We start from the raw sequence: 24119 nt of genomic DNA on the forward strand, positions 1-24119 counted from the left end.
CTTATTGTTTTATATAAACGTTTGTTTAAACAAAAAGTACCAATTATTAGTATCTTACTATAAATGTTGAAAAAAATAAATCTTTGGAACTGTTTATATAATTGATTTATTATACATACTATAAGAGAAATAGGTGATATTATGTCGGTCATTATGGATTATTTAATCGTATTGTGGGGAATTTTGTTGATTACCCTCATGTCAATCGGTGGATTTTTCATGTTTCGTAAATTTTTAAAACGTCTACCAAAAGAGGACGGTAATTCGACTCTTGACTGGGAAGAATACTATATGGATAAAACAAAGCACATGTGGGGGAATAGTGAAAAAAAATTACTAGAAGAGCTGGTCTCACCTGTTCCAGAACTTTTCCGTGATGTAGCCAGACAAAAAATCGCCAGTAAAATAGGTGAGGTAGCTTTGCAAAAACACCAGAAAAAAATTACGCAAGATGTTCTAATTGAAGGCTACATTATTGCTACTCCAAAAAGAGACCATAAATTTTTAAGAAAAAAATTACGTGAAAAAGAAATTGATGTAACACCATACGAACCGTTATTTAAACTCTCTCCTGAAACGTATCGACGCAAACAAAAACGCCCGCAGTAATGCAGGCGTTTTATGCGTTCCGATACTTTAATTGCCTTTCTAACTTTTTATATTTATAGAGCATGGCAAGTCTCCACGTCAAAATCATTCCAAATGCGAGTAAAAAGAACATGCCACTCGTTTCCCCCAACGAAATTGTACTGCCAATTACCAATTTGATAATAATTCGTACGGCCAATAATCCGAACAAAATAAAAACAAATGATTTCGATGGGATCAAATATATGTCATCTTGCTTTATTTCAAATTTTGATGATTTAATCAAAAATATGGAAAATATCATTCCTACAACAAACGCCTCTAGAACTTGTGCCCACGGGACGCGTAATGCAGGAACAACAAACATCAATGCTCCTGTACTCATAAAAACTGGTGGCAAAATTATCTTTTTAACTGATGCCGGCTTCTTTGCAGCTTTTAACCGTACAAAAATCATTAAAGTAGCCATACATGCAGCAACAACTGTACTTGCTATTATCCAAAACATTCAAATCAACTCTTTCTAGATGACTAGCTATTTGAACTTGCTTGTTCAAATTTATGTAATACTCTATTCACAGTATCTAAGACTCGATTCTCGTCAAACGGTTTCACAATAAAATCTTTAGCTCCAATTTCAATCGCTCCAACAACCACTTTTTGTTGCCCCATCGCAGAACACACCACTATTTTTGCTTGATCATCATATTTTTTAATTTCTTTAATGGCATCTATGCCGTTCATAACAGGCATTGTTATATCCATCGTCACTAAATCTGGTTTTGTTTGTTTGTATTGTTCAATTGCTTCTTTTCCGTCTTGTGCTTCTCCTACAATTTCATGGTTTTCTTTTTTTAATATTGTTGAGAGCGTTGCCCTCATGAATTTAGCATCGTCTACTACAAGTATCTTTGCCAAGCTATTATTCCCCCCAATAATAGTTATCGATCATTTGCAATGGTTAAAATGATCGTCATTGTTACACCTAGTACTGTTACATATACGCCCATGTCAAATAGCATAGCTGTTGCAAGTTCAACTTCCCCAAGTATCGGTAATGTAAAATGACCAAACGTGTGAGAAAGGAATGGTACATTAAAAACAAATGATCCGATTCCTGTTGATACAGCAATTAACAATCCAATCGGAATAAGTGTACGGAAATTTATTGGCAAAATTTTCTTTACCGCTTCCATACCATAGGACATATACATTAATACAATTGCTGAGGCAGTCATTAAACCGCCAACAAACCCACCACCAGGTGAATTATGACCAGCTAAAAGTAAGTATACAGCAAATCCCAACAATATAAATGCGATCACTGATGTCGTTGTCCGTAGAATGAGATCATTCGGTTTATACATTTATAGGACTCCTTTAAGGCTTATATAGTTATTATCATAATACAATTATCGTATAAAATCTATTCTAAAAGCCGCTAAACCCAAACAAGCCATTTAGATAAGAAGTTAAATCTGTCATCCAATCAAAAAATAACGCAATTCCCATAAAAATCATAACATAACCGCCGATTTTAACTAAACGCATACTGTGACGTTTGATCCAAGTTAGTTTGCCAATGAAGAATGATAAAATCAAAAATGGCAATGAAAATCCTAACGCATAGCACATCATCAACATGAAGCCAAGATCGGGATTCTGTGCAGCTAACGTAATGACAATACCTAAGATCGGTCCAGTACACGGTGTCCACCCCAATGAAAATGCCATCCCGATAATAAAAGATCCAATATAACCAGCAGGTCGATTTTTGAAAGTGATTTTTTTATCTTTCATGAGAAATTTAAAATTCAATATGCCAACAATAACAAATCCGAAGAAAATAATTAAAATGGCACCTATTTGTCTAATTAAATCCTGATAAGTAGTCAAGAATTCCCCAACTAAAGATGTGGAAAATCCTAGAATGACAAATACGCTTGAGAAGCCTAGTAAAAACAAAATAGTATGTAAAACACTTTTTTTATTAAATGTTTTGCTATCATCTTTTAACTCACTTACACTCATACCAGTTATATACGATAAAAAGGCAGGATAAAGTGGAAGTACACATGGCGAGATAAAGGATAAAAAACCTGCACCAAATGCGATGAAAATATTAATTTCAGACATCTTAAACCTCCTATAAAACCATTTGCTTTATCTATTTTAACAGATAATCCACTATATAAAAGCAAATGAATTTGACAATTATCCAAACCTTTTTACGGAAAAACAGGAGGCTTCTGATACATCGTGTGTTAAAATACCCCTTATTACCTGCAGGGTAGTAAGGGGTATGATGCAATGATGTTAATACATTATCCTAACAATATACGATAATTGCTAATTATTTACCTTGTTGATTGTTCATTGCTCGCATCATTTGATTAATTTTCTTTTGCGATGGTTTTTGTCCCATTTGCATCATTAACGTTCGAAGCATTTGCTCATTAATTGGTGGGTTCTTCTTCAGATAATTCATCATATATTTTCTGGCGATAAAAAATCCAAGAGCGATTCCAGCAATAAGCGCAATAATAGCAATTAATACGACCCAAATCGTGCTCATTCAAGCTTTCCTCCTTCTTATTGTCTCTTATACAGTATAGTAAATCAATGTTAAGAATACAATACCTGTCCATGCAAATATGCTCTTTCCATGGAAACTAGTGAAATCCAGCCATAATTATCCAGATCATTTCCCACGATAAACAAACACGGGTGAAACGAGCGGAGTGCAGGAAATAGCAATTTTTCGGCATCATGCAACATTTCACATCGAAAGTTTATCTGTTTTTCTTGAATATGTAAAGTAATATAGTGTGAATCATTGGTAAACATTTCAATATACTTACCATTCACCATTATGTTTTTTCTAGTTTGCAGATGATTTTTGATATGGGTTAACAAAGAAGCAGCTGGAAACGATTTGGTAATATAGTTAAATTGATTTTTCAGATCTGTTCTTTCAGTATTTGTTTGATATTCCTTTAAAAAGCGATATAATATCCCACTCTTATGGAAATAACGATAAGCAAATTCCTCTTTTATCCAATAGATCGAATAATTACCCAATGGAAACCCCTCCTCTTTTATTCTATTATACGTATTCTAGCTGCAATATATGTCACTTCCTGATGCAAAACCCAACTAGTTTTGTCGACAACAGAACAAAAAGCAAAAAAACAGGTGACTCACTAATTGTAAGCCACCTGTCCATTTTTATTCGTCCAAATAAAGTGCATGGAGTTTCATTTTATTTAGATAATAATTTTTTAACTTCTGCAACAACATTTTCTACAGTGAAGCCATATTCATCGATAACTTTTTCACCTTTTGCAGAAGCGCCAAATGTATCGATACCAATAACAGTACCGTTATCGCCAACATAGCGTTCCCAGCCGAATGGTGAAGCCATCTCGATTCCTACCCGAGCCTTAACGTTTGCTGGTAATACTTCATTTTTGTATGCTTCGTCCTGTTGATTAAATCGATCCCATGAAGGCATGCTTACAACACTGACATCAATACCTATTTCTTGAAGTTCTTTTTTGGCTTTCACTGCTAATTGAACTTCTGACCCAGTTGCAAGCAACAATGCATCTGGTTCATCTTTTGTTGCTTTGCTAATCACATAGGCGCCTTTTTTGACACCTTCATATGCATGTTCCTTTGTTCCCTCTAATGTTGGCAGCCCTTGACGAGTTAGTACTAAAGCTGTTGGCTGATCTGTAGATTCCAATGCCAAACGCCAGGCAGCTTGAGTTTCGTTGCCGTCTGCTGGGCGAATAAGTGAAAGTCCCGGCATTGCGCGGAAAGCTGCTAGTTGTTCAATTGGTTCGTGGGTTGGACCATCTTCCCCAACCGCGATCGAATCATGGGTGAACACATATGTTACTGGTGTCTTCATAATAGACGATAACCTTACAGCAGGTCGCAAATAGTCACTAAACACGAAGAAGGTACCAGCATATACATTTAATCCACCATGTAATGCCATTCCATTTAATGCGGCTGCCATTGCATGTTCCCGTACACCAAACCAGATATTTCGTCCAGCATAGTTATCACGTGAAAAATCCGCCTCATCCTTAATGCTTGTTTTATTCGATCCTGCTAAATCAGCACTTCCACCAAAGAAATTTGGTACAGATTGAGCAATCGCATTTAATACTTCACCAGAGGAGGCCCTTGTTGCTAGTTTATCTTTTTCCGGTTCGTATATTGGTAATTCTTTGTCCCAATTGTCTGGTAGATCACCTTTTATTGCTAGCTCGAGTTCATTCGCTAATTCAGGATATTTTTCCTGATATTGGTTAAAAAGGTCGTTCCATTCTTGTTCCGATTTAGCACCTTGTTTATTAATTTTTTCTTTGAAGTCAGCATATACTTCATCTGGAACATTGAAGTCTTCCTGTTCCCACTTATAATACTCTTTTGTTAATTTGACTTCATCTTTACCAAGTGGTGCACCATGTGATGCTGCGGAATTTGATTTATTAGGTGAACCATAGCCGATAATTGTTTTTACCTCAATTAATGTCGGTTGCTTGGTATTTTCTTTTGCTTGTTTTATGGCCTGACGCAATGCTTCTACATCATTTCCATCTTCCACCCTAATAACTTCCCAACCGTATGCTTTAAAACGTTCTTCTGTATTATCAGAGAATGATCGATTAAGTTCACCATCTAGTGAAATGTCATTTGAATCATACAAAGCAATTAATTTTCCTAATCCAAGATGGCCTGCAAGTGAAGCTGTTTCATGTGAAATACCTTCCATTAAGTCACCATCACTGATAAGTGCATATGTATAATGATCAATAATGGAAAGGTCATCCTGATTATATGTTGCAGCAAGGTGTGCTTCAGCCATTGCCATTCCTACCGACATTGCAATACCTTGTCCAAGAGGTCCAGTTGTTGCTTCTACACCATCTGTATGATGTACTTCAGGATGGCCAGGTGTTTTTGAATTCCATTGACGAAATCCTTTTAAATCATCAATGGTAACATTATATCCTGATAAATGAAGCAACCCATATAAAAGCATGGAACCATGGCCAGCTGAAAGAACAAACCTGTCTCGATTAAACCATTTTGAATTTTTTGGATTGTGGTTCATAAAATCAGTCCACAGTGTATACGCCATCGGAGCGGCACCCATTGGCAAACCTGGATGACCTGAATTTGCGTTTTCGATTGCGTCAATTGCTAGCGTTCGTATTGTATTAATGGATAACTGCTCGACATCTTTTGACATATTTATTCCCCTTTCATTTTACATACTTTCTACCTCTTAACATTTTATAATGAAGATGGATTTCCCACAAGTAATACTTTACCTTTAATAGTATTGGCAATTATTGATCTTTATTTTTTCCTTGCAGGTCACGCAACTTTTGTGGTGTAACATCATTGCCTTCGCGGTCAACAACAGTCATTGTTTTAAATTGATTTTTAAAGGATTTACGAACGTTTTGTAAATATTCTTGCCTGAGTTCTTTTTGTTCTTTTTTTTCCTTGTCTGTCAACCCTTCAGTTTTCGACTTATTAGCTAATTTATTTATTCTATCTAATTTCTCTTTGGCTATCATAAAAAATACCTCCTGTACCATGCAAAAAAGCAAGAACAATAATCACGTTCTTGCCTTTTCATGATACCTTTCCTTTATAAGAGTTTCAAGCGTTAAGATGTTCTTGATGTTCTTGATGTTCTTGATATCTTCGATGAACCGTTGCTTTGGAAACCGAATGTCCCATGCCATTTAGTGTATTAGCAATTTCCTCAAAGGTTAAATTCTTCTGTCTCAGTTTGACAACTTCTTCAATAGGGAATGTTTTTCTTTCTCTACCAGGCGCTTGATTGCGATGTGTTAAATTCTTACTTGGATCATAACCTTCGTGAATGGCTTTTTTCATTCCCCGTCTAATTTTTGTATTGTGAATCCTCCGCTGATACTCCTCAACAATTCCGACAATTTGTAAAACCATTGAATCGGATTCGGATAGTTCCAACTGTCCGTCCTGAATTGCAGTGTATATCGATATATTCAATTTATGCAGTTGATGAAATAACGCAATTTTTGTATTCCCTCTCCCTAACCTAGTTTCGTCCTGGATCAGTAAACAATCCGCTTTATTGGCAGAAAAGTAATCAAGTAGCTGAAATATACCATCACGGTCTATATCGTAACCACTTGCTTGCTCTTCGATTATCTCAACAACAGTGAATTCATAACGTGTTGCAAGACTGATGAGTTCCTGCTTTTGTCGTGCTAAAGATGTTTCCTGCGTTTTTTTATCTGTACTTACCCGACAATAAAGAATCGCTTTCAATCCAATTACCCCTTCACTTATATCAGTATACTATGCGCTGGTAACCATTGAAAAGTATAAAAACCCCAATGTTAAAGCAAAAGTAACAAGATAGAATACATCTGTTTTAGTAAGTTTTCCAAACATATCAATCAGCTCCTTCATCAAATAAGAACTATTGTTCGTCTATCAATATAGTACATCGAACGTACGATCTTGTCAATGTATTTTCGAACGAACGTTTGCTTATTAATGATTCTAGTGATAAACTAGTATCAATAAATAATATGCGTGAGGTGTTTGCTAAATGACTAAACTTTCCAAAAGGCAGCAAATGATTCTTGATTTTATTAAGGACCAGGTTAGCAAAAAAGGCTATCCACCGTCCGTAAGAGAAATAGCTGAAGCAGTTGGTCTTGCGTCAAGTTCTACTGTTCACGGTCATCTTGCAAGAATAGAGAGTAAAGGCTATATAAGGAGAGACCCGACGAAACCTAGAGCAATAGAGGTTTTAAATCCGTCAGAAGAAAATAATATACCGAAAGAAGAGGCCCGATATGCACCGGTTATAGGAAAAGTTACCGCCGGAATTCCGATTACCGCTGTAGAAAATATTGAAGAATTCATCCCCTTGCCAAGTTCAAGCGCAGGACCAGATGATAGTTTATATGTCTTAGTAATCGAAGGAGAAAGCATGATCGAAGCTGGTATATTAAATGGTGACATGGTTATTGTAAAACAACAAAACACGGCGCAAAACGGAGATATTGTTGTGGCAATGACAGATGAGGATGAAGCTACAGTAAAACGATTCTTCAAGGAAAAAGATCATATTCGCTTACAACCTGAGAACGCAACAATGGAACCGTTAATCTATCAAAATGTTACGATTCTAGGTAAAGTAATTGGATTATACCGAAACATCCATTAAAAAACCCTTGATACGTTGAATACGTATCAAGGGGATTTTTTAATAAGACGCTAAATACTGTTCACGTTCCCATGGGTGTACAGTTGTTCTGAACATGTCCCATTCAATCTCTTTAGCCTCAATAAAATGCTCATAAAGATGCTCACCTAGTGCAACTGAAACAACTTCATCTTTTTCCAACTCACTTAGTGCATCCATCAATGTTGCAGGTAAGTCTTTGATTCCGTTTCTTTCACGTTCTGCTTTATCCATTACATAAATGTTGCGGTTTACTGGTTCTGGCGGTGTTAGTTTTGACGTAATCCCATCAAGACCTGACGCAAGAAGTACTGCCATAGCCATATAAGGGTTTGCGGCGGGGTCAACACTTCTAAGTTCAACCCTGGTACTTAATCCTCTTGAAAACGGGATCCGTACTAATGGACTCCGATTTTGTGCTGACCACGCAACATAACTTGGCGCCTCATATCCCGGAACTAAACGTTTATAGGAATTTACAGTTGGATTTGTCACAGCAGTGAAACTTGTAGCATGTTTAATAAGTCCAGCTGTAAATTGATACGCTATTTCGCTCAGCTGCATATCCCCATCATTGTCAAAGAATACATTTTCTCCATCCTTAAATAAGGACATATTTACATGCATACCAGAGCCGTTAACACCAAATAATGGTTTAGGCATAAATGTTGCATGTAAGTTATGTTTTCGAGCGATCGTCTTAACAACAAGCTTAAATGTTTGAATATCATCACAATGTTTAACTGCATCGGAATATTGGAAGTCAATTTCATGTTGACCTGGTGCACTTTCATGATGGGATGCTTCAATATTAAATCCCATTTCTTCCAATTCAAGAACTATATCACGACGGCAGTTTTCCCCTAAATCTGTTGGAGCTAAATCAAAATACCCGCCCCGATCGTTCAATTCCAATGATGGGTCACCATGCTCATCTAGTTTAAATAAAAAGAATTCTGGTTCTGTACCAATATTAAATGCTGAGTAACCTAATTCTTCCATTTTTTTAAGATTTCGTTTCAAATTATATCTTGGACATCCTTCAAATGGTGTTCCATCTGGATTGTAAATATCACAAATAAATCGCGCAACTTTTCCTTTGTCAGATGTCCATGGGAATACGACAAATGTATCTAGGTCTGGATGCAAATACATATCAGATTCTTCAATCCGAACAAAACCTTCAATTGAGGATCCATCAAACATCATTTTATTATCTAACGCTTTATCCAATTGGCTTAACGGAATTTCAACATTTTTAATTGTCCCCAGCATGTCCGTAAATTGCAAGCGTATAAATCGAACATTTTCCTCCTCTATTATTTGATAAATTTGTTCCTTCGACAATTTTGAACTCATTCGTTAGCCTCCCAGCTTTTCAAATCACCTTTATTTTTATTGAAAAAATCTAGATAATTCACCTTGTCTCAAGCTAGATTTTCCCATTCTTCCAGCTTCATGTAATTCGTTCTTTAACATAATTCTAAGCTCTTTTTCGGATAACATTTCCTTTTGCTGTTGCATCTGTTTATTAGTGATAAGCAAATGCTTAATACCAGCTAAGTTAATGCCTTTGTCAAGTAAGTCTTTTATCTCCAGTAACCGATCAACATCATTAAAGGAGAACAACCGTTGATTCCCTGATGTTCTTTCAGGTTGAATAAGACCATGTTCCTCATAGTTTCTAATTTGTCTTGCCGTTAGTTCCGTTAATTTCTTTACTATTCCTATCGAGAATAAGGGCATGGAACGTCTATCTTGATCGTTCATTATTGAACCCCCTTCAACATTTATAATTAATAGTTTACCGTATGTTAATATCTCTGTCAAATAAATGTAAGGTTTCCTAACATAAGCACCAAAAAGAAATAGAGATAGATTCCCATCTCTATTTCTTTACCCTATTTTAATGTGAGAAAACCTTTTTTAATGAGAGTTGTTGCAGCTTCTTTTAAAGCAATCTTCACATGTTCGTAAGTCAAACCACCTTGTACAAACGCCGTATAGGGAGCTCTTATCGGTCCGTCGGCTGTTAATTCAAGGCTTGCCCCTTGTATAAATGTTCCAGCTGCCATAATGACATCATCTTCATAACCAGGCATTGGACTTGGGACTGGTGTTACAAATGAATTAACCGGTGAGTTCATTTGAATGGTTTGACAGAACGCAATCATTTGCTCCGCACTTTCAAATGTAACCGATTGAATTAAATCAGTTCGCTCCGCTTGATAGTCTGGCTGTGTTGTATATCCAATTAGCTCTAGAAATCGAGCTGTAAAAACGGCGCCTTTTAATGCTTCCCCAACTACATGCGGAGCCAAGAAAAACCCTTGGTACATCTCCTGCAACATATGTAATGTGGCTCCAGTTTCTTTCCCCAATCCTGGAGCTGTTAACCGATTGCCACATTGTAAAACAAGCTCTTTACGACCAACGATATATCCACCAGCCCGAACGATTCCACCACCTGGATTTTTTATTAAAGATCCAGCGATTATGTCTGCTCCAACATGTAATGGTTCTTTCTCCTCAACGAACTCCCCATAACAGTTATCAACAAACACGATAATTTCGTCATTGATTTCCTTCACAAATTGCACCATTTCTGCGATTTGTTGGATTGTAAAGGATGGCCGATCATCATAGCCCTTCGATCGTTGAATACCTACGACCTTTGTTTTTGATGTTATGGATCGACTTGCTTCCACATAATCAATCGAACCATCTTGCTTTAGGTCTACTTCCTTATAACCAATTCCAAAATCTTTTAATGACCCTGTATTGTCTCCACGCTTGCCAATAACCGATTCCAACGTATCATACGGTTTACCTGTTAAATAAACTAGTTCTTCCCCAGGTCGAAGCAGTCCAAATAGCGCGGTGGAGATTGCATGTGTTCCGGATACGATTTGCGGTCTTACTAATGCTTCCTCTCCACCAAACACCTCCGCATAGACTGCTTCTATAGTTTCCCTACCATCATCATCATAGCCATATCCAGTTGTTGAATGAAAATGACTGTCACTTACCCGATTATTTTTAAATGCATCAAGTACCCGTTTTTGATTTACTTCGACCGTTTTACTAATTTGTATATGTTTATTTTTACAATCTTTTTCTGCTTGCTGTGCGTATTGTTCAATCATTCGTACATTACTGCTCCTTTAATTGGCTTGTTAATGGATGGTTCTCTTGAATATAGCCCTTCACTTTATATTTCATCAGCTCTTCGTCATAAAACCACTCATCCATAATGGTCTCATGCTTAAGGCGCTGAAGTAATTTACCTTGATCAGGATTTAGCGTTGTTTTATACCATTCCCACTCATCTCTCAGTATCGTTTCCATTCTCCTTAACAATGCTTGAATATTTTCCTGGTCATAAGCGCTGATAAGCATTGCTGGATGATTGGAAGGAATAAAATCCCCTTCTAGCAGATCCTTTTTATTATAAACTGTTAATGTCGGAATTGTATGCGCATCTAAATCTTGCAATAAATCAAGCACCGTGTCTTGCTGCTGTTCCTTATCCGGATGTGCCACATCAACAACATGCAAAATAAAATCTGCTTCCGTCACTTCTTCAAGCGTCGATCGGAAAGAGGCAATTAAAGACGTCGGCAAGTCTTGAAGAAACCCAACGGTATCCGTTAGTAACGCATGGAAACCAGATGGGAATTGAATCTGCCTTGTAAGTGGATCGAGAGTAGCAAATAATTGGTTTTCCTCAAGTGAATGACTTTTTGTTATCCGATTAAATACAGTCGATTTTCCTGCATTCGTATATCCTACAATCGCAATTTGAAAAACGTGATTTGATTTCCGGCGTTTACGATATTGTTCACGTTGGCCAACAACAAGTTTTAACCGACGTTTTATATCATAAATTCGTCGTCTAATATGGCGTCTATCCGTTTCAAGTTTTGTTTCCCCAGGCCCACGTGTACCAATACCTGCACCCAAACGAGACATTGCTATACCTTGCCCGTGTAACCTTGGAAGCATGTATTCCAACTGTGCCAATTCAACTTGAAGTTTCCCCTCTTTGGTATGAGCACGTTGGGCGAAAATGTCTAAAATCAGCTGGCTCCTGTCAATAATTCGGACACCAAATCGTTCTCCAAGATTTCGCAATTGTCCAGCTGATAATTCATCATTGGAAATAACTAAATCAATCTCCATCTCAATTATTTCTTCCGCTATTTCTTCCATTTTACCTTCACCGATATAGTTGGCAGGATGAATTCGGTTACGATTTTGCGTGATTACTTTTTTCACCGTTCCACCTGCAGTATTACTTAAAGAAACTAATTCATCCAAAGAAGATTGAAAGCGTTCATCATTTTGTTCTGGCTTTTTTACAGCGATGATTATAATTTGTTCTGGCATGTTGATCAACCTCTTTCACTTACAGCATGCCTATATCATAGCAAAGAAAAAAGCACATCACAATTTTATCCAGCATTTACGGATAGTAAATTTCATTTTATAATGAACCACTATAGCTCCTCTGTAAAAGTTAAATCGCTACCAGTTAATCGGATTAAATCATCTGCTGTGTAGTGGTCTTTGCAAAGCACCCTTACTGCATGCCTACGTATCGAATGTTCAATTACATTTCTTACATATCGGGCATTTGAAAAATTACGTTCCCCTTCTCGTGTCTTTTTAGATAATTGAGTCTGTAACTTCCATTCAGCTTCTTGCGATAACTGATACTCCCGTAGTGAAACCATCTGTTTAGCGATATTCATAAGCTGGTCAACATCATAGTCCTGGAAGTCCAAAATGAAGGGAAATCTGGATTTAAGCCCTGGATTAAGCAATAAGAATCGCTCCATCTCATATGGATATCCTGCCAAAATTAAAACAAAGTCGTTATGATTATCCTCCATGTGTTTAACCAATGTATCGATTGCTTCCTTGCCAAAATCCTTTTCCCCACCACGGGCTAACGAATAAGCCTCATCAATAAATAGCATTCCACCCATAGATTTTTGGATAATAGACCGGGTTTTTTGAGCGGTTTGCCCAATATATTCACCCACCAAATCAGCCCGCTCAGCTTCAATAAATTGCCCTTTTGACAATAACCCCATTTCAAAGTATAACTTAGCGATCTTTCTGGCAACTGTTGTTTTTCCAGTTCCTGGGTTTCCTTTAAACAACATATGCAGCACCTGTTTTGTGCAGGTCAACCCCATTTGCTTTCGCCTCTCATTGATTACAATCGTGGCATATATTTCTTTAATGGTTTTTTTTAATTTTTCCATTCCAATGAAGGATGAGAATTCCTGATCAATATGTGTAAACGGGCCATTTTCAACACGATTTATTTCTGTGCTATTTTCAATTTTTATGGCCTTTTTATCGTTGAACACAATATTAATTTGCCCATTTTTATTGCGTACCATTTGCGTTTCCACTTCATCACTCCTTCGTCACTTTAGTATACGCGTATCGTAAAATAGGTGTGACAAACGCCCATAACAGAAGTTAGAAATTAGAAGTGATATCGGTTCAAAATCACGCAAAACGGACACCCTGGAGAGTGTCCGTTAAACTTTTTTATTCTTTTTCTAGTGCCACGTTTTTAACAGGTGCAAATGTTGAAATGGCGTGTTTAAATATAAGTTGTTGCTTTCCGTCTGTTTCAAATAATACAGTAAAGTTATCGAAGGCCTTCACAATCCCTCGCAGCTGGAATCCATTTGTTAAAAATATGGTGACCGAAATGTGATCCTTTCTAAGTTGATTTAAAAAATTATCCTGAATGTTTACTGATTGTGCCATCGCATTTCCTCCTCTTTCTATCTGTATATATACTATTTCTACTTTTCTTCTAAGATTCCTGCTAAATCATTTAAAATAGTTCGAAATTTTTCATCAATTGAGTCTGGTGTAACAGTATACCAATGTACATTCATTTTATTTTTAAACCATGTATACTGTCGTTTGGCAAACCTTCTGGAATTACGTTTTAAAACATCGATTGAAGCTTCAAGACTTTGTTCCCCTTTTAAATAAGGAATAAACTCTTTATATCCAATTCCTCGCATTGACTGCTCATTTTCAAATCCTAAGGAATATAAATTTTTAACCTCCTCTAACAGTCCCTGTTCCATCATTCTATCAACTCGTTCATTGATACGATGATACAATAATTGCCGCTCCATCTCTAATCCTATAAAAACAGGATTAAAAGGTGATTGTCCCTGCTCTCGCGTATTTCCTGACATTGTCTTCCCGGTTGTTTCATAGATTTCAATTGCCCGTATCAACCGGCGATGATTATTAGGATGTATTTTTTTAGCTTGTTCTGGATCAACTTTCTTTAAGTAATTGTGCAGCGTATATGGACCTTCCGTTTGAATAACTTTTTCCAATTGCTCGGTAAGTTGCTTGTCTCTTCTTTGTTCGGAAAAATTGTAGTTGTATAAGGCTGCTTGGATGTACAGACCGCTTCCGCCTGCTATAATTGGCAAGTGACTGTTTCCTGAAATCTGATCGATATACTGCTGAACATATGTCTGATAGTCAGCGACAGAGAAAGCTTCATCTGGCTTCTTAATGTCTAACATATAATGGGGGATTCCCTGCATTTGTGTATTCGTTATTTTCGCAGTCCCAATATCCATTCCCTGGTAAACTTGCATAGAATCCCCGCTAATCACTTCTCCATGAAAGGATTTAGCGATTTCAATACTCAATTTTGTCTTCCCAACTGCAGTAGGACCAACCACTGCAACAACATTTTGTTTCATCCTCATTCCCCTATGTTATCCGATTATTCGTATGCTTGAAGTGCCTGAAGCATCCAAACGTATTTCTCTAATTTCGCTTGTAAGCCGATCATGAGATCACTTGTTGGCTCGTCTTTGTTTTCTTCAGCTAAAGGTAATCCTTCTTTTTTAATTTCATCAATTAATTGCTCGTAATCATGACGCAATTGTGCAATGATCTCATTTTCTTTATCATCTGCAGTTGCTTCTTCAAGTGTAGCTTCTTTCAAATATTTGCTCATTGTTGCCAAAGGTTTCCCATTAATCATTAGAATACGCTCAGCAATTTCATCTAGATCATCCGCTACTACACCATACATTTCTTCAAACTGAGCGTGTAATTGAAAGAAATGCCTTCCTTGAACATACCAATGATACCGATGCAATTTTACATACATGACAAAATAATTGGACAGTAATTGATTTAAAAAATTAATTAAACGCTGATTATCCACAAAACACACCTCGCATTTTCCACTAGCTTAGACGAGATCTATTCTGTTTATACATCATTACATAACCCGTTTGAACATTTTTTCCAGTTCGTAAGAGGAAAAATGAACAATTATTGGTCTGCCATGCGGGCATGTGAATGGATCTGTTGTTGAACGCAAGTCTTCTAATAGGCGAAACATATCATCTTGATTCAAGTAATGGTTTGCTTTAATCGATCGTTTACACGACATTAGGATGGCCGCATCTTCTCGAATGGCTTCAATATTAATTTTTTCCTCATTCATAATTTGTCCGATCATCTCACGAATAACTTCTTCTTCAAAACCTCGTGGAAACCAATTTGGGTGGGAGCGGATAATATAGCTCTGATTACCAAATGGTTCAAAAAACAAGCCCACTTTCTCCAGGTCTTCTTTGTATTGTTCAATAAAGATAGCTTCCTGCTTGGAGAAATCAAATGTTAACGGAATTAATAATGCTTGCGATTCATTCGTTGTTTTTCCCAATTTCTCTTTAAAAAACTCATATTTAATTCGTTCCTGTGCCGCATGCTGATCAATCATATATAGCCCATTTTCATTCTGTGCCATAATATACGTCCCTTGTAATTGTCCGATCGGGTACATTGTAGGTACACGTTCTCGCCCTACTTTAACTGGTGGCTCTTGAATTGTAAATTCCTCTTCTTCAGCTGGTTGAGCAAGTGATTGATCTGTTTCTTGCTGTTGATCAAAATTCACGTCTTGATAAAAATCCAACTCTGATTCTGGTACACCTTTATCAAAACTAGTGGCAAGTGGCATCTGCGTTTCACTTACCTGTTTTTCCAAATTCCAATCCATTGTCGATTCAGATTTTGGCACATCATCAAATGTTATCGTGCTTTGTATAGATTTTGGTGGTTGTTGTTTTTCCTTCCGTTCTAATTCAGGAATTAACGTTGTCTTCCGGAATGTCGCTTGAATGGTTTCTTCAATTGAAGTAAATAATTCTTTATCCTTACTAAACCGAACTTCAAGTTTTGCTGGATGAACATTTACATCAACTAGGATCGGATCCATATTGATCGAAAGTACGACAATCGGTTGGCGGCCGATAGGTAACAACGTATGATATCCTCTAATGATGGCTTTTGATAGTGGGATACTTTTAATATAGCGTCCATTAATAATCGTTGAAATATAGGACCGTGACGCACGCGTAACTTCGGGCTTGGCAATATAACCCTCAATGGTAAAATCAAGTGTTTCATGCTTAATTGGTAACATTTTTTTCGCCACACTCATCCCGTATACATGGGCGATAACCTGCAGAAGATCCCCGTTTCCAGTTGTTTTAAAAAGCTGCTTGCCATTATGGGTAGCTTCAAACCTTATCGATGGATGTGACAATGCTAAACGATTTAGTAAATCAGTAATATGGCCGAGTTCCGTATGAATTGTTTTCATGTATTTTAACCGGGCGGGCGTATTAAAAAATAAATCCTCAACAACGATTTCCGATCCTTTCCGGGCATCGCTCTTTCGTTTATCGGTAACGTTACCACCTTCGATTTCTAGTATTGTACCTGCTGCATCACCCTGTGACGTTTTCACGGACAGTCGACTGACCGCTGCAATACTAGCTAGTGCCTCACCACGAAAACCAAGTGTTTTGATATGGAATAAATCTGATTCATTTTTAATTTTGCTTGTGGCATGACGTAAAAAAGCTGTCTCACAATCCTGTTCTGACATTCCATCCCCGTCATCGGTGATTTTAATTTGCTGTAATCCGGCTTCTTGAATTTCTACTTTTATCCATGTACTATTCGCGTCAATACTATTTTCAATTAGCTCTTTTACGACAGATGCTGGTCGTTCTACTACTTCCCCAGCTGCTATTTTGTTTGCTAGCGCATCAGGCATTTGAGTTATCTTCATACTACCTATCCTTTCTCAAGCATTCCAAACTCCGTAATCCTCCACTTTAGTTTTGCTTCGTTAGCTTTTGCAATCGGTATAATTCATTCATAGCATCTAATGGTGTCATATCAAACAAATCTAGATTTGCTAATGCTTGCTCTACGGCAGAATCCTGCTTTTCTATGTCTTTCTTTTTCGCAGGCTGATTTTCTTCAACAAAAAATGATAATTGATTGGAATCATGAATTTTTGCCGTTTGTTCCCCTTGATCAACATCCTCAAATTCACGCAGTATCATACTTGCTCGATTAATTAATGCTTCAGGTAAATTGGCAAGTTTTGCGACATGAATTCCATAACTCTCGTCTGCTGCCCCATCCATTATCTGGTGAAGAAACACGACATTTCCTTCATGTTCTTCTGCTCGCACATGAATATTTTTTAACTTATCCAAGGAATCTTCCAACGCTGTTAATTCATGATAATGGGTGGAGAAAAGGGTTTTCGCATGAATATTGTTGTGAATATACTCTACGATAGCTTGGGCTAATGCCATACCATCATAAGTGCTTGTACCCCGCCCAATTTCATCTAATAAGATTAAGCTTTTATCAGTTGCATTTGCAATGGCATGATTCGCTTCAAGCATTTCAACCATAAAAGTACTTTGACCGGAGACTAAATCATCCGCCGCTCCAATCCTAGTAAAGATTTGATCGAAAATAATCAAATCAGCTTCATCACATGGTACAAAACAGCCAATTTGTCCCATGATAACAGTTAATGCCAGTTGTCGCATAAACGTACTTTTTCCGGACATATTTGGTCCCGTTATAAGAAGTACTTCTGTTTCCTTATCAAGTTTAATATTATTTGGTACAAATGAGCCATCTTTCATGACCTGTTCCACTACCGGATGCCGGCCATTATTTATCGACAGGTTATTTTCAACAAACCGCGGACGTTTATAATTATTTTCCTCACTAACGGTTGCAAATGCTTGTAATACATCAATTCGACTAACAACATCTGCCAATTCTTGTAATACAGGGATTTGTTCTTTTAATTGTTCACGAATTTCAATAAACAAATTATATTCCAGTTCAACACTTTTTTCTTCCGCTTCCAGGATAAGCTGCTCCTTTTCCTTTAATTCAGGTGTAATGTAGCGCTCTGCGTTTGTTAAGGTTTGTTTACGCTCATATCTTCCCTCAGGCAATAAATGTAAGTTAGCTTTTGTAACTTCAATATAATAGCCAAACACTCGATTATAGCCAATTTTTAACGATTTGATGTTTGTTTCCTGCTTTTCCTTTTGTTCTAATTCAGCAATCCACTTTTTCCCATTCCGTGATGCATCACGATACGTATCTAACATTTCGTTATAACCATCTTTAATGATGCCACCCTCTTTGATTGAAATAGGCGGATCATCTACTAAACTACCTTCCAGCATGGTGACAATTTGCTCTGGCCAACGAATGGCGTTACATAATTCCTTGATCTGTGGTTGTGGAAATTGTTGTAAAATAGTTTGTAATTCAGGGATTTTATTAAGTGATTGCTTAAGTTGAATTAAATCACGTGCATTCACATTTCCATAGGCGATTCTTCCTGCTAATCGTTCTAAGTCATAAACGGACTTTAATGATTCCCGTAATGAATCACGTTCCATAAATCCTTGATAAAATCCATCAACAATCTCAAGGCGCTCATCTATAAGATGCTGATTAATCAATGGACGTTCCAACCATTTCTTTAATAGTCTCGATCCCATTGCTGTAACTGTTCGATCTAATACCCACAACAGGCTTCCATGTTTCCCTTTTTTAATAATTGTTTCCGTTAATTCCAGATTGCGTTTGGAGTACATATCCAATGACAAATAATCGTTTAGCTCGATCACTTTGGCAGGCTGTAAATGATCAAGTGAACGTTTCTGTGTGTGCTGGATATAATTTAACAGCCGACTGAACGCCTTCATCAAACGCTCATCATTTAAATCATCACATAGGTTGCGATATTCCCCGTTAAAAGTGATCTCATCCTGAAAAGATAATGTTACATTTAGTTTTGCTTGTAAATCGTGCTGCCAATTCCCGGGGAGATTAGACGAAATAACAATCTCTTTAATTGGTTGGTTATATAATTCGTGAATAACCGCTTCCCATCCATGTGTAACCATTGCCAACCGGTTTTCGCCAGTAGATAAATCATTATAGACAATGACGAATGTACCATCCTGAAAATGGGATAGACTAGCAATATAGTTATTTTCCCGTTCACTCAGCATGTTCGTCTCCATAACTGTTCCGGGTGTTATTAACTGCACAACTTCCCGTTTCACTACACCTTTAGCAGCTTTCGGATCTTCCACTTGCTCACATATTGCTACCTTATAACCTTTCTCAATTAAATTTTTTATGTAATTATCCGCTGAATGATAGGGTACACCGCACATTGGAATTGGCTCTTTCTGTCCCGCATCCCGTTTTGTTAGCGTAATCTCAAGCTCCCTTGCAGCCTTTGTTGCATCATCAAAAAACATTTCATAAAAATCACCTAGCCGGAAAAACAAAAAAGCATCCTTATGCTCAGCCTTGATTTGTAAATATTGTTCCATCATTGGTGTATATTTTGCCATCATTAATCCTCCAAAAACCGAATATATATTGTTCCATTATAGCATAAATTGCAAGTTTGAAGCGACTGGATAACATGCACCGGGTTATAAGAGATTGTTCAAAAAGAAAAAACTTACGAGAGAATTTATCCCTCGTAAGTTATCTAGTCTTTACTACTACTGCTTTCGTTTAGGAAATCAGGATTCACATCACTAAGTTCATCATCCGTAATATCAAAACCCCAATCATCGTCATCATCATAATCGTGCCCTTTTGGACTTACTCGAACGTTGACTTTTGTTTCGCCAATGATTTGCACAACAAATTCACGCTCAATTTCAACAACGATTTTGTGACCTTGATTCGCAATTTTGCATTCTAAACAGTTAGGCTGTTGTACCACTTTGCAAATTACATCATAGTCATCGTTTAAACAGTTGTCATCCTTAACAGATAACGGAATATAATCACAGTAAGTTACTCGCTCTGTCACGACTTCTGTTTTTGTATTATCATTGTACGAATACCAAATGTTAATATCGTAGCTACCATTTACCTCAACCGTATCCTCCGATTTTTTCTTGGCATTATACAAATGATTGATGACCCAACAACCGAGTATGCTTGATGGCCTATGTGATGGTGTTACAGAATGCGTTGCTTGCGTGAATTTACGTCCCTTTCCACAAACGGCTTTCGTAATGATTTCTCTATATTCTTGATCAAGAAAACTCATAATTACGTATACCTCCTTTTTCTCATAGTCATTTTATGCAAGACAAATACCTAAAGTGCATAACTGATTCTATGAAAGCAAAAAGAACGGTACAACGGGGAAAGGTTATGAACAAAAATTCCAAGCGAGTGTGACTGCAACTCGCTTGGATTTCTAATTTAATGGCTGCATGCAGAGCCGTTATTCACCTTGGAACCAGTTTCACCTGAAAGCAGGTCACCACCAGTTGATTCAATGACATCATTGGTTACTTCTCTGGCAATGGTACCAGTAACAAGTTGTAACACATCATTTACAACAATTTGTGTTTCTTTAAATTCTTGTACAACAGGGATTTCATCAATCTCTTCTTGTAGACGATCAATTTCTTCCTCTACTTTTTTTAATGCTTCCTTTTTTTCATATGCTTGAAAATTAACTGCTTGTTTCTGCAGTGTTTTAATCTTATTGATCAATCGTTGTACTTTTTTATTTTCATTAATCTTAGCTTCAACTTGTTTAAAACGATCAATTTCCTCAGTGTTAGCAAGCATTCCAGCTAATTTTTTTGCTTGGTCCAATATTTGCGTACGTGTATATTCAGCCATGTTTAATTCACCTCAACTGTATTTTCTACCATTATACCATTTAATGACCATGTTTTCGCTTCTGTTATTTCCACTTCAACGATTTTTCCGATTGCTGATTTTGGCCCTTTAAAGTTTACCAATTTGTTTCTTTCCGTGTAGCCGGCAAGAACATCCGGATCTTTTTTACTCTCACCCTCTACAAGTACCTTTACGATTTTATTGTCGTATTGTTTCATTGATTCGGCTGATTGTTTATTCACAAGGTCATTTAAACGATAGAGACGCTGCTTCTTCACTTCTTCCGGCACATCATCCTTTTTGCGTGCTGCTGGTGTACCTTCACGAGGTGAATAAATAAATGTATATGCCGCTTCAAAACCAACTTCTTCAACAAGTGTCATTGTTTCCTCAAATTGTTCCTCTGTTTCATTTGGGAAGCCAACGATGATATCGGTTGTTAATGTAGCGTTTGGCATGGCCTTACGGATTTTACGGACCAATTCTAAATAGTCTTCCCGGGTATATTTACGGTTCATTTTCTTCAACACTTCACTACTACCAGATTGGACAGGTAAGTGAATGTGATCAAGCAAATTACCGCCTTGGGCAAGTACTTCGATTAAGCGATCATCAAAATCACGCGGGTGTGACGTTGTAAAACGAACTCGTGGAATATCAATTTTATGGATATCATCCATTAAATCCCCTAGCCCATACATCATATCCTCGAAATCTTTTCCGTAAGCATTCACATTTTGACCAAGTAATGTCACTTCTTGATAGCCCTGTGCAGCCAGATGGCGAATTTCTTGAATAATATCCTCTGGCCTGCGACTGCGTTCTTTACCACGGGTCATCGGTACAATACAATATGTACAGAACTTGTCACAGCCATACATAATATTTACCCATGCTTTAATTTTTCCCTTACGTGCTTTTGGAAGGTTTTCAATAATATCGCCTTCTTTGGACCATACCTCGACAACTTTTTCCTTGCCAAACATGGCTTCTTTCACTAACTGTGGAAGGCGATGAATGTTGTGCGTTCCAAAAATCAAATCTACATGTTGATGCTTCTTCATGATTTTATTCACAACAGATTCTTCTTGTGACATACATCCACAAACACCTAAAATCAAATCTGGTTTTTCCAGCTTTAACGGTTTTAAATGACCGATCTCGCCAAATACTTTGTTTTCGGCATTTTCCCGTATCGCACATGTATTTAACAAAATAATGTCTGCCTCATTTGTATCAGAAGTTGACTCATAGCCCATATCTGTTAAAATACCTGCCATAACTTCTGTATCATGTTCATTCATTTGACAGCCATATGTACGGATAAGAAACTTTTTGCCTTTTCCAATGTTCTCCATGTCTTCTGGAATGCCAAAATCATAATGCACGTTTACTTTATCTCGACCTCGTTTACGTGCTTTATTAAGGTTTGGTGGTTCATAGGTTGTTTCAAAGTATTTCGCAAAATCCACACTTGTTTTTTCACTTAATGGTTTGTCCTGTCCGGATTTTTTGTCCGCGGCATCTACTTGTTTAATTTGCGCCTGCTCTTTTCGTTGTTGTTCATTCATAACGAGACTCCTTTCTTTATATAAAAAACGCATTTACCATCATTTTTCGTACATTATTACAGTATAAAGCTTATACTTAAATTAAACAATACATGAACAATGATCGCAAACAAAAACCTTTTGCAAAGTAGAAGGCTGCAAAAAAATGCACATAAAAATAGTGCTACGCATTAAACGCAACACTTATGTTATAAATCATGTTCAAAAATTGCCAAATTAGAAGCAAGCAGATCGATGCGGCGTAGCTTTGGGCCCCGGAATGTACAATAAAAAGGTACAAAAGGAGCGAAAAAGCAAGCCAACGAAGCGATTCACCACTTATTATTTGGTATCTTTTTGAACAACTCCTTATAATGAATTAATTATCTAGGTTCTACAATCAGTTTAATTGCTGTACGTTCTTCATTATCGATCATAATGTCGGTAAATGCCGGAATACAAATCAGATCAACCCCACTTGGTGCTACAAATCCTCTAGCTATGGCTACTGCCTTCACGGCTTGGTTTAATGCACCTGCGCCGATTGCTTGAATTTCCGCTGAGCCACGTTCTCGTAAGACGTTTGCGAGTGCACCTGCTACTGAATTTGGACTTGATTTAGCTGACACTTTTAATATTTCCATTACTAGTACCTCCTTCATTTGCTAATGTAGTTCTACTGCTACTATATTCTTGGAGATGATAGCTTATTACCTTATTATGCAGGAAGAATTCAAATAATTCAAATTTCAACTAAAAAAAGGATGGTCATCATTAATTAAAATACGCTCTACGTTGGACGCAAAACCTGTTTTATCGTTAATAGTCACTAAAAATCCATTTAATTGTGTTCTCCCTTTTTTATCGACTTCAAAACGCACAGGCAAATTTGTGAGGAACTTACTCAGTACTGCTTGCCTTTCTGTACCTAAAATAGCATCATATGGTCCAGTCATCCCTACATCCGTAATATATGCAGTACCTTGAGGTAAAATGCGGTCATCTGCTGTTTGTGTATGTGTATGTGTACCAACGACTGCACTAACTCTCCCATCAACATACCAGCCCATTGCTTGTTTTTCACTTGTTGCTTCCGCGTGAAAATCAAGAAAGATGATATTCGTCCGTTTTTGTGCTTCCGCTATTAATTCATCTATTTTTCGAAACGGATCATCAAGAGGCGGCAGGAAAGTCCGTCCTTGCATGTTAATGACAGCTATTTCCGTACCATTTAAATTATAGAAAACGATACCTTTTCCAGGTGTATCTTCTGGAAAGTTAGCTGGACGTATCATATATTTGGCATCATCAATAAACTCAAATATGTCTTTTTTGTCCCAAGTATGATTACCCATTGTAATCACTTGTGCACCCCATTCTAAAAACTGCTTGTAAATTTTTTCCGTAATCCCTTTCCCGGATGCCGCATTTTCTCCGTTAATGATTGTCATGTGCGGGCGGTATTTTTCCTTTAATTTTGGTAAGTATTCTTGTACCATATCTCGTCCTGGTGAGCCTACTACATCACCGATAAATAATATTTTCATAAGTCGCATTCATCCTATCTAGTATAAGTATTATAAGTGTTTCATAACAAATATGTCTTTGTCAAAATTAAC

The 24119-nt window shown here is 37.1% G+C and carries 26 protein-coding genes; 2 read left to right on the forward strand and 24 right to left on the reverse strand.

The window, feature by feature from the left end; genetic code table 11:
- Positions 1 to 153: 153 nt before the first annotated feature.
- A complete protein-coding gene (locus C8270_RS14585; RefSeq protein WP_234028576.1) occupies positions 154 to 609 on the forward strand; it encodes a DUF2621 family protein in 456 nt (151 codons plus the stop codon).
- Positions 610 to 619: 10 nt separating this feature from the next.
- Here the strand turns inward: C8270_RS14585 and C8270_RS14590 are convergent, their stop codons facing one another.
- The 9 genes from C8270_RS14590 to C8270_RS14630 form a co-directional block, all read right to left on the reverse strand.
- A complete protein-coding gene (locus C8270_RS14590) occupies positions 620 to 1096 on the reverse strand; it encodes a CcdC family protein (protein WP_106497533.1) in 477 nt (158 codons plus the stop codon).
- 23 nt (positions 1097 to 1119) lie between these two features.
- Complete coding sequence (locus tag C8270_RS14595) at positions 1120 to 1506, reverse strand: response regulator (RefSeq protein WP_106497534.1); 387 nt, start codon at positions 1504 to 1506, stop codon at positions 1120 to 1122.
- 23 nt (positions 1507 to 1529) lie between these two features.
- A complete protein-coding gene (locus C8270_RS14600; protein ID WP_106497535.1) occupies positions 1530 to 1955 on the reverse strand; it encodes a Na(+)/H(+) antiporter subunit B in 426 nt (141 codons plus the stop codon).
- 64 nt (positions 1956 to 2019) lie between these two features.
- Entirely contained in the window at positions 2020 to 2724 is a 705-nt protein-coding gene (locus tag C8270_RS14605; protein ID WP_106497536.1) for a cytochrome c biogenesis CcdA family protein, read from the reverse strand.
- A 217-nt stretch (positions 2725 to 2941) separates the two neighbouring features.
- A complete protein-coding gene (locus tag C8270_RS14610) occupies positions 2942 to 3163 on the reverse strand; it encodes a YneF family protein (RefSeq protein WP_106497537.1) in 222 nt (73 codons plus the stop codon).
- A gap of 50 nt (positions 3164 to 3213) precedes the next feature.
- The gene (gene sirA / locus C8270_RS14615; protein WP_158701740.1) at positions 3214 to 3669 is read right to left on the reverse strand and encodes a sporulation inhibitor of replication protein SirA; all 456 of its coding nucleotides are present in this window, start codon (positions 3667 to 3669) and stop codon (positions 3214 to 3216) included.
- Positions 3670 to 3850: 181 nt separating this feature from the next.
- Positions 3851 to 5857 carry a transketolase gene (tkt, locus tag C8270_RS14620; protein ID WP_106497539.1) on the reverse strand — a complete coding sequence of 669 codons (2007 nt, stop codon included), beginning with the start codon at positions 5855 to 5857 and terminating at the stop codon, positions 3851 to 3853.
- Between the two features lie 100 nt (positions 5858 to 5957).
- Positions 5958 to 6191, reverse strand: coding sequence for a DUF896 domain-containing protein (locus tag C8270_RS14625; RefSeq protein WP_106497540.1), 234 nt, complete (start codon positions 6189 to 6191; stop codon positions 5958 to 5960).
- An 85-nt stretch (positions 6192 to 6276) separates the two neighbouring features.
- Complete coding sequence (locus C8270_RS14630; protein ID WP_106497541.1) at positions 6277 to 6933, reverse strand: YneB family resolvase-like protein; 657 nt, start codon at positions 6931 to 6933, stop codon at positions 6277 to 6279.
- A 286-nt stretch (positions 6934 to 7219) separates the two neighbouring features.
- Between C8270_RS14630 and lexA the strand changes: the two genes are divergently transcribed.
- The gene (lexA, locus tag C8270_RS14635) at positions 7220 to 7843 is read left to right on the forward strand and encodes a transcriptional repressor LexA (protein ID WP_106497542.1); all 624 of its coding nucleotides are present in this window, start codon (positions 7220 to 7222) and stop codon (positions 7841 to 7843) included.
- A gap of 39 nt (positions 7844 to 7882) precedes the next feature.
- Here the strand turns inward: lexA and glnA are convergent, their stop codons facing one another.
- The 15 genes from glnA to C8270_RS14710 form a co-directional block, all read right to left on the reverse strand.
- Positions 7883 to 9220 carry a type I glutamate--ammonia ligase gene (glnA, locus tag C8270_RS14640; RefSeq protein ID WP_106497543.1) on the reverse strand — a complete coding sequence of 446 codons (1338 nt, stop codon included), beginning with the start codon at positions 9218 to 9220 and terminating at the stop codon, positions 7883 to 7885.
- Positions 9221 to 9256: 36 nt separating this feature from the next.
- Positions 9257 to 9631 (reverse strand): MerR family transcriptional regulator, encoded by a 375-nt coding sequence (locus tag C8270_RS14645; protein WP_106497544.1) that lies wholly within the window; start codon positions 9629 to 9631, stop codon positions 9257 to 9259.
- A 131-nt stretch (positions 9632 to 9762) separates the two neighbouring features.
- Positions 9763 to 11007 (reverse strand): methionine gamma-lyase family protein, encoded by a 1245-nt coding sequence (locus C8270_RS14650; protein ID WP_106497545.1) that lies wholly within the window; start codon positions 11005 to 11007, stop codon positions 9763 to 9765.
- 7 nt (positions 11008 to 11014) lie between these two features.
- Positions 11015 to 12250: a GTPase HflX gene (hflX, locus tag C8270_RS14655; protein WP_106497546.1), complete on the reverse strand. Its 1236-nt coding sequence runs from the start codon at positions 12248 to 12250 to the stop codon at positions 11015 to 11017.
- 110 nt (positions 12251 to 12360) lie between these two features.
- Positions 12361 to 13275: a stage V sporulation protein K gene (gene spoVK / locus C8270_RS14660; RefSeq protein WP_106498554.1), complete on the reverse strand. Its 915-nt coding sequence runs from the start codon at positions 13273 to 13275 to the stop codon at positions 12361 to 12363.
- 154 nt (positions 13276 to 13429) lie between these two features.
- Positions 13430 to 13654: an RNA chaperone Hfq gene (gene hfq / locus C8270_RS14665; RefSeq protein ID WP_106497547.1), complete on the reverse strand. Its 225-nt coding sequence runs from the start codon at positions 13652 to 13654 to the stop codon at positions 13430 to 13432.
- A gap of 38 nt (positions 13655 to 13692) precedes the next feature.
- A complete protein-coding gene (miaA, locus tag C8270_RS14670) occupies positions 13693 to 14625 on the reverse strand; it encodes a tRNA (adenosine(37)-N6)-dimethylallyltransferase MiaA (RefSeq protein WP_106497548.1) in 933 nt (310 codons plus the stop codon).
- 23 nt (positions 14626 to 14648) lie between these two features.
- Positions 14649 to 15098, reverse strand: coding sequence for a Dps family protein (locus tag C8270_RS14675; protein WP_106497549.1), 450 nt, complete (start codon positions 15096 to 15098; stop codon positions 14649 to 14651).
- 57 nt (positions 15099 to 15155) lie between these two features.
- Complete coding sequence (mutL, locus tag C8270_RS14680) at positions 15156 to 17021, reverse strand: DNA mismatch repair endonuclease MutL (RefSeq protein ID WP_106497550.1); 1866 nt, start codon at positions 17019 to 17021, stop codon at positions 15156 to 15158.
- Between the two features lie 46 nt (positions 17022 to 17067).
- Positions 17068 to 19647: a DNA mismatch repair protein MutS gene (gene mutS / locus C8270_RS14685; protein WP_106497551.1), complete on the reverse strand. Its 2580-nt coding sequence runs from the start codon at positions 19645 to 19647 to the stop codon at positions 17068 to 17070.
- 143 nt (positions 19648 to 19790) lie between these two features.
- On the reverse strand, positions 19791 to 20363 hold the full coding sequence (gene cotE / locus C8270_RS14690) for an outer spore coat protein CotE (protein WP_106497552.1): 573 nt from the start codon (positions 20361 to 20363) through the stop codon (positions 19791 to 19793).
- 158 nt (positions 20364 to 20521) lie between these two features.
- Positions 20522 to 20950: a RicAFT regulatory complex protein RicA family protein gene (locus C8270_RS14695; protein WP_106497553.1), complete on the reverse strand. Its 429-nt coding sequence runs from the start codon at positions 20948 to 20950 to the stop codon at positions 20522 to 20524.
- Positions 20951 to 20952: 2 nt separating this feature from the next.
- Positions 20953 to 22521 carry a tRNA (N6-isopentenyl adenosine(37)-C2)-methylthiotransferase MiaB gene (gene miaB, locus C8270_RS14700; RefSeq protein WP_106497554.1) on the reverse strand — a complete coding sequence of 523 codons (1569 nt, stop codon included), beginning with the start codon at positions 22519 to 22521 and terminating at the stop codon, positions 20953 to 20955.
- A gap of 362 nt (positions 22522 to 22883) precedes the next feature.
- On the reverse strand, positions 22884 to 23144 hold the full coding sequence (spoVS, locus tag C8270_RS14705) for a stage V sporulation protein SpoVS (RefSeq protein ID WP_028782854.1): 261 nt from the start codon (positions 23142 to 23144) through the stop codon (positions 22884 to 22886).
- A 105-nt stretch (positions 23145 to 23249) separates the two neighbouring features.
- On the reverse strand, positions 23250 to 24047 hold the full coding sequence (locus C8270_RS14710; protein WP_106497555.1) for a TIGR00282 family metallophosphoesterase: 798 nt from the start codon (positions 24045 to 24047) through the stop codon (positions 23250 to 23252).
- Between the last annotated feature and the right edge of the window lie 72 nt (positions 24048 to 24119).

The sequence above is a fragment of the Lentibacillus sp. Marseille-P4043 genome, from assembly GCF_900258515.1.
Lineage (GTDB): Bacteria > Bacillota > Bacilli > Bacillales > Amphibacillaceae > Lentibacillus_C.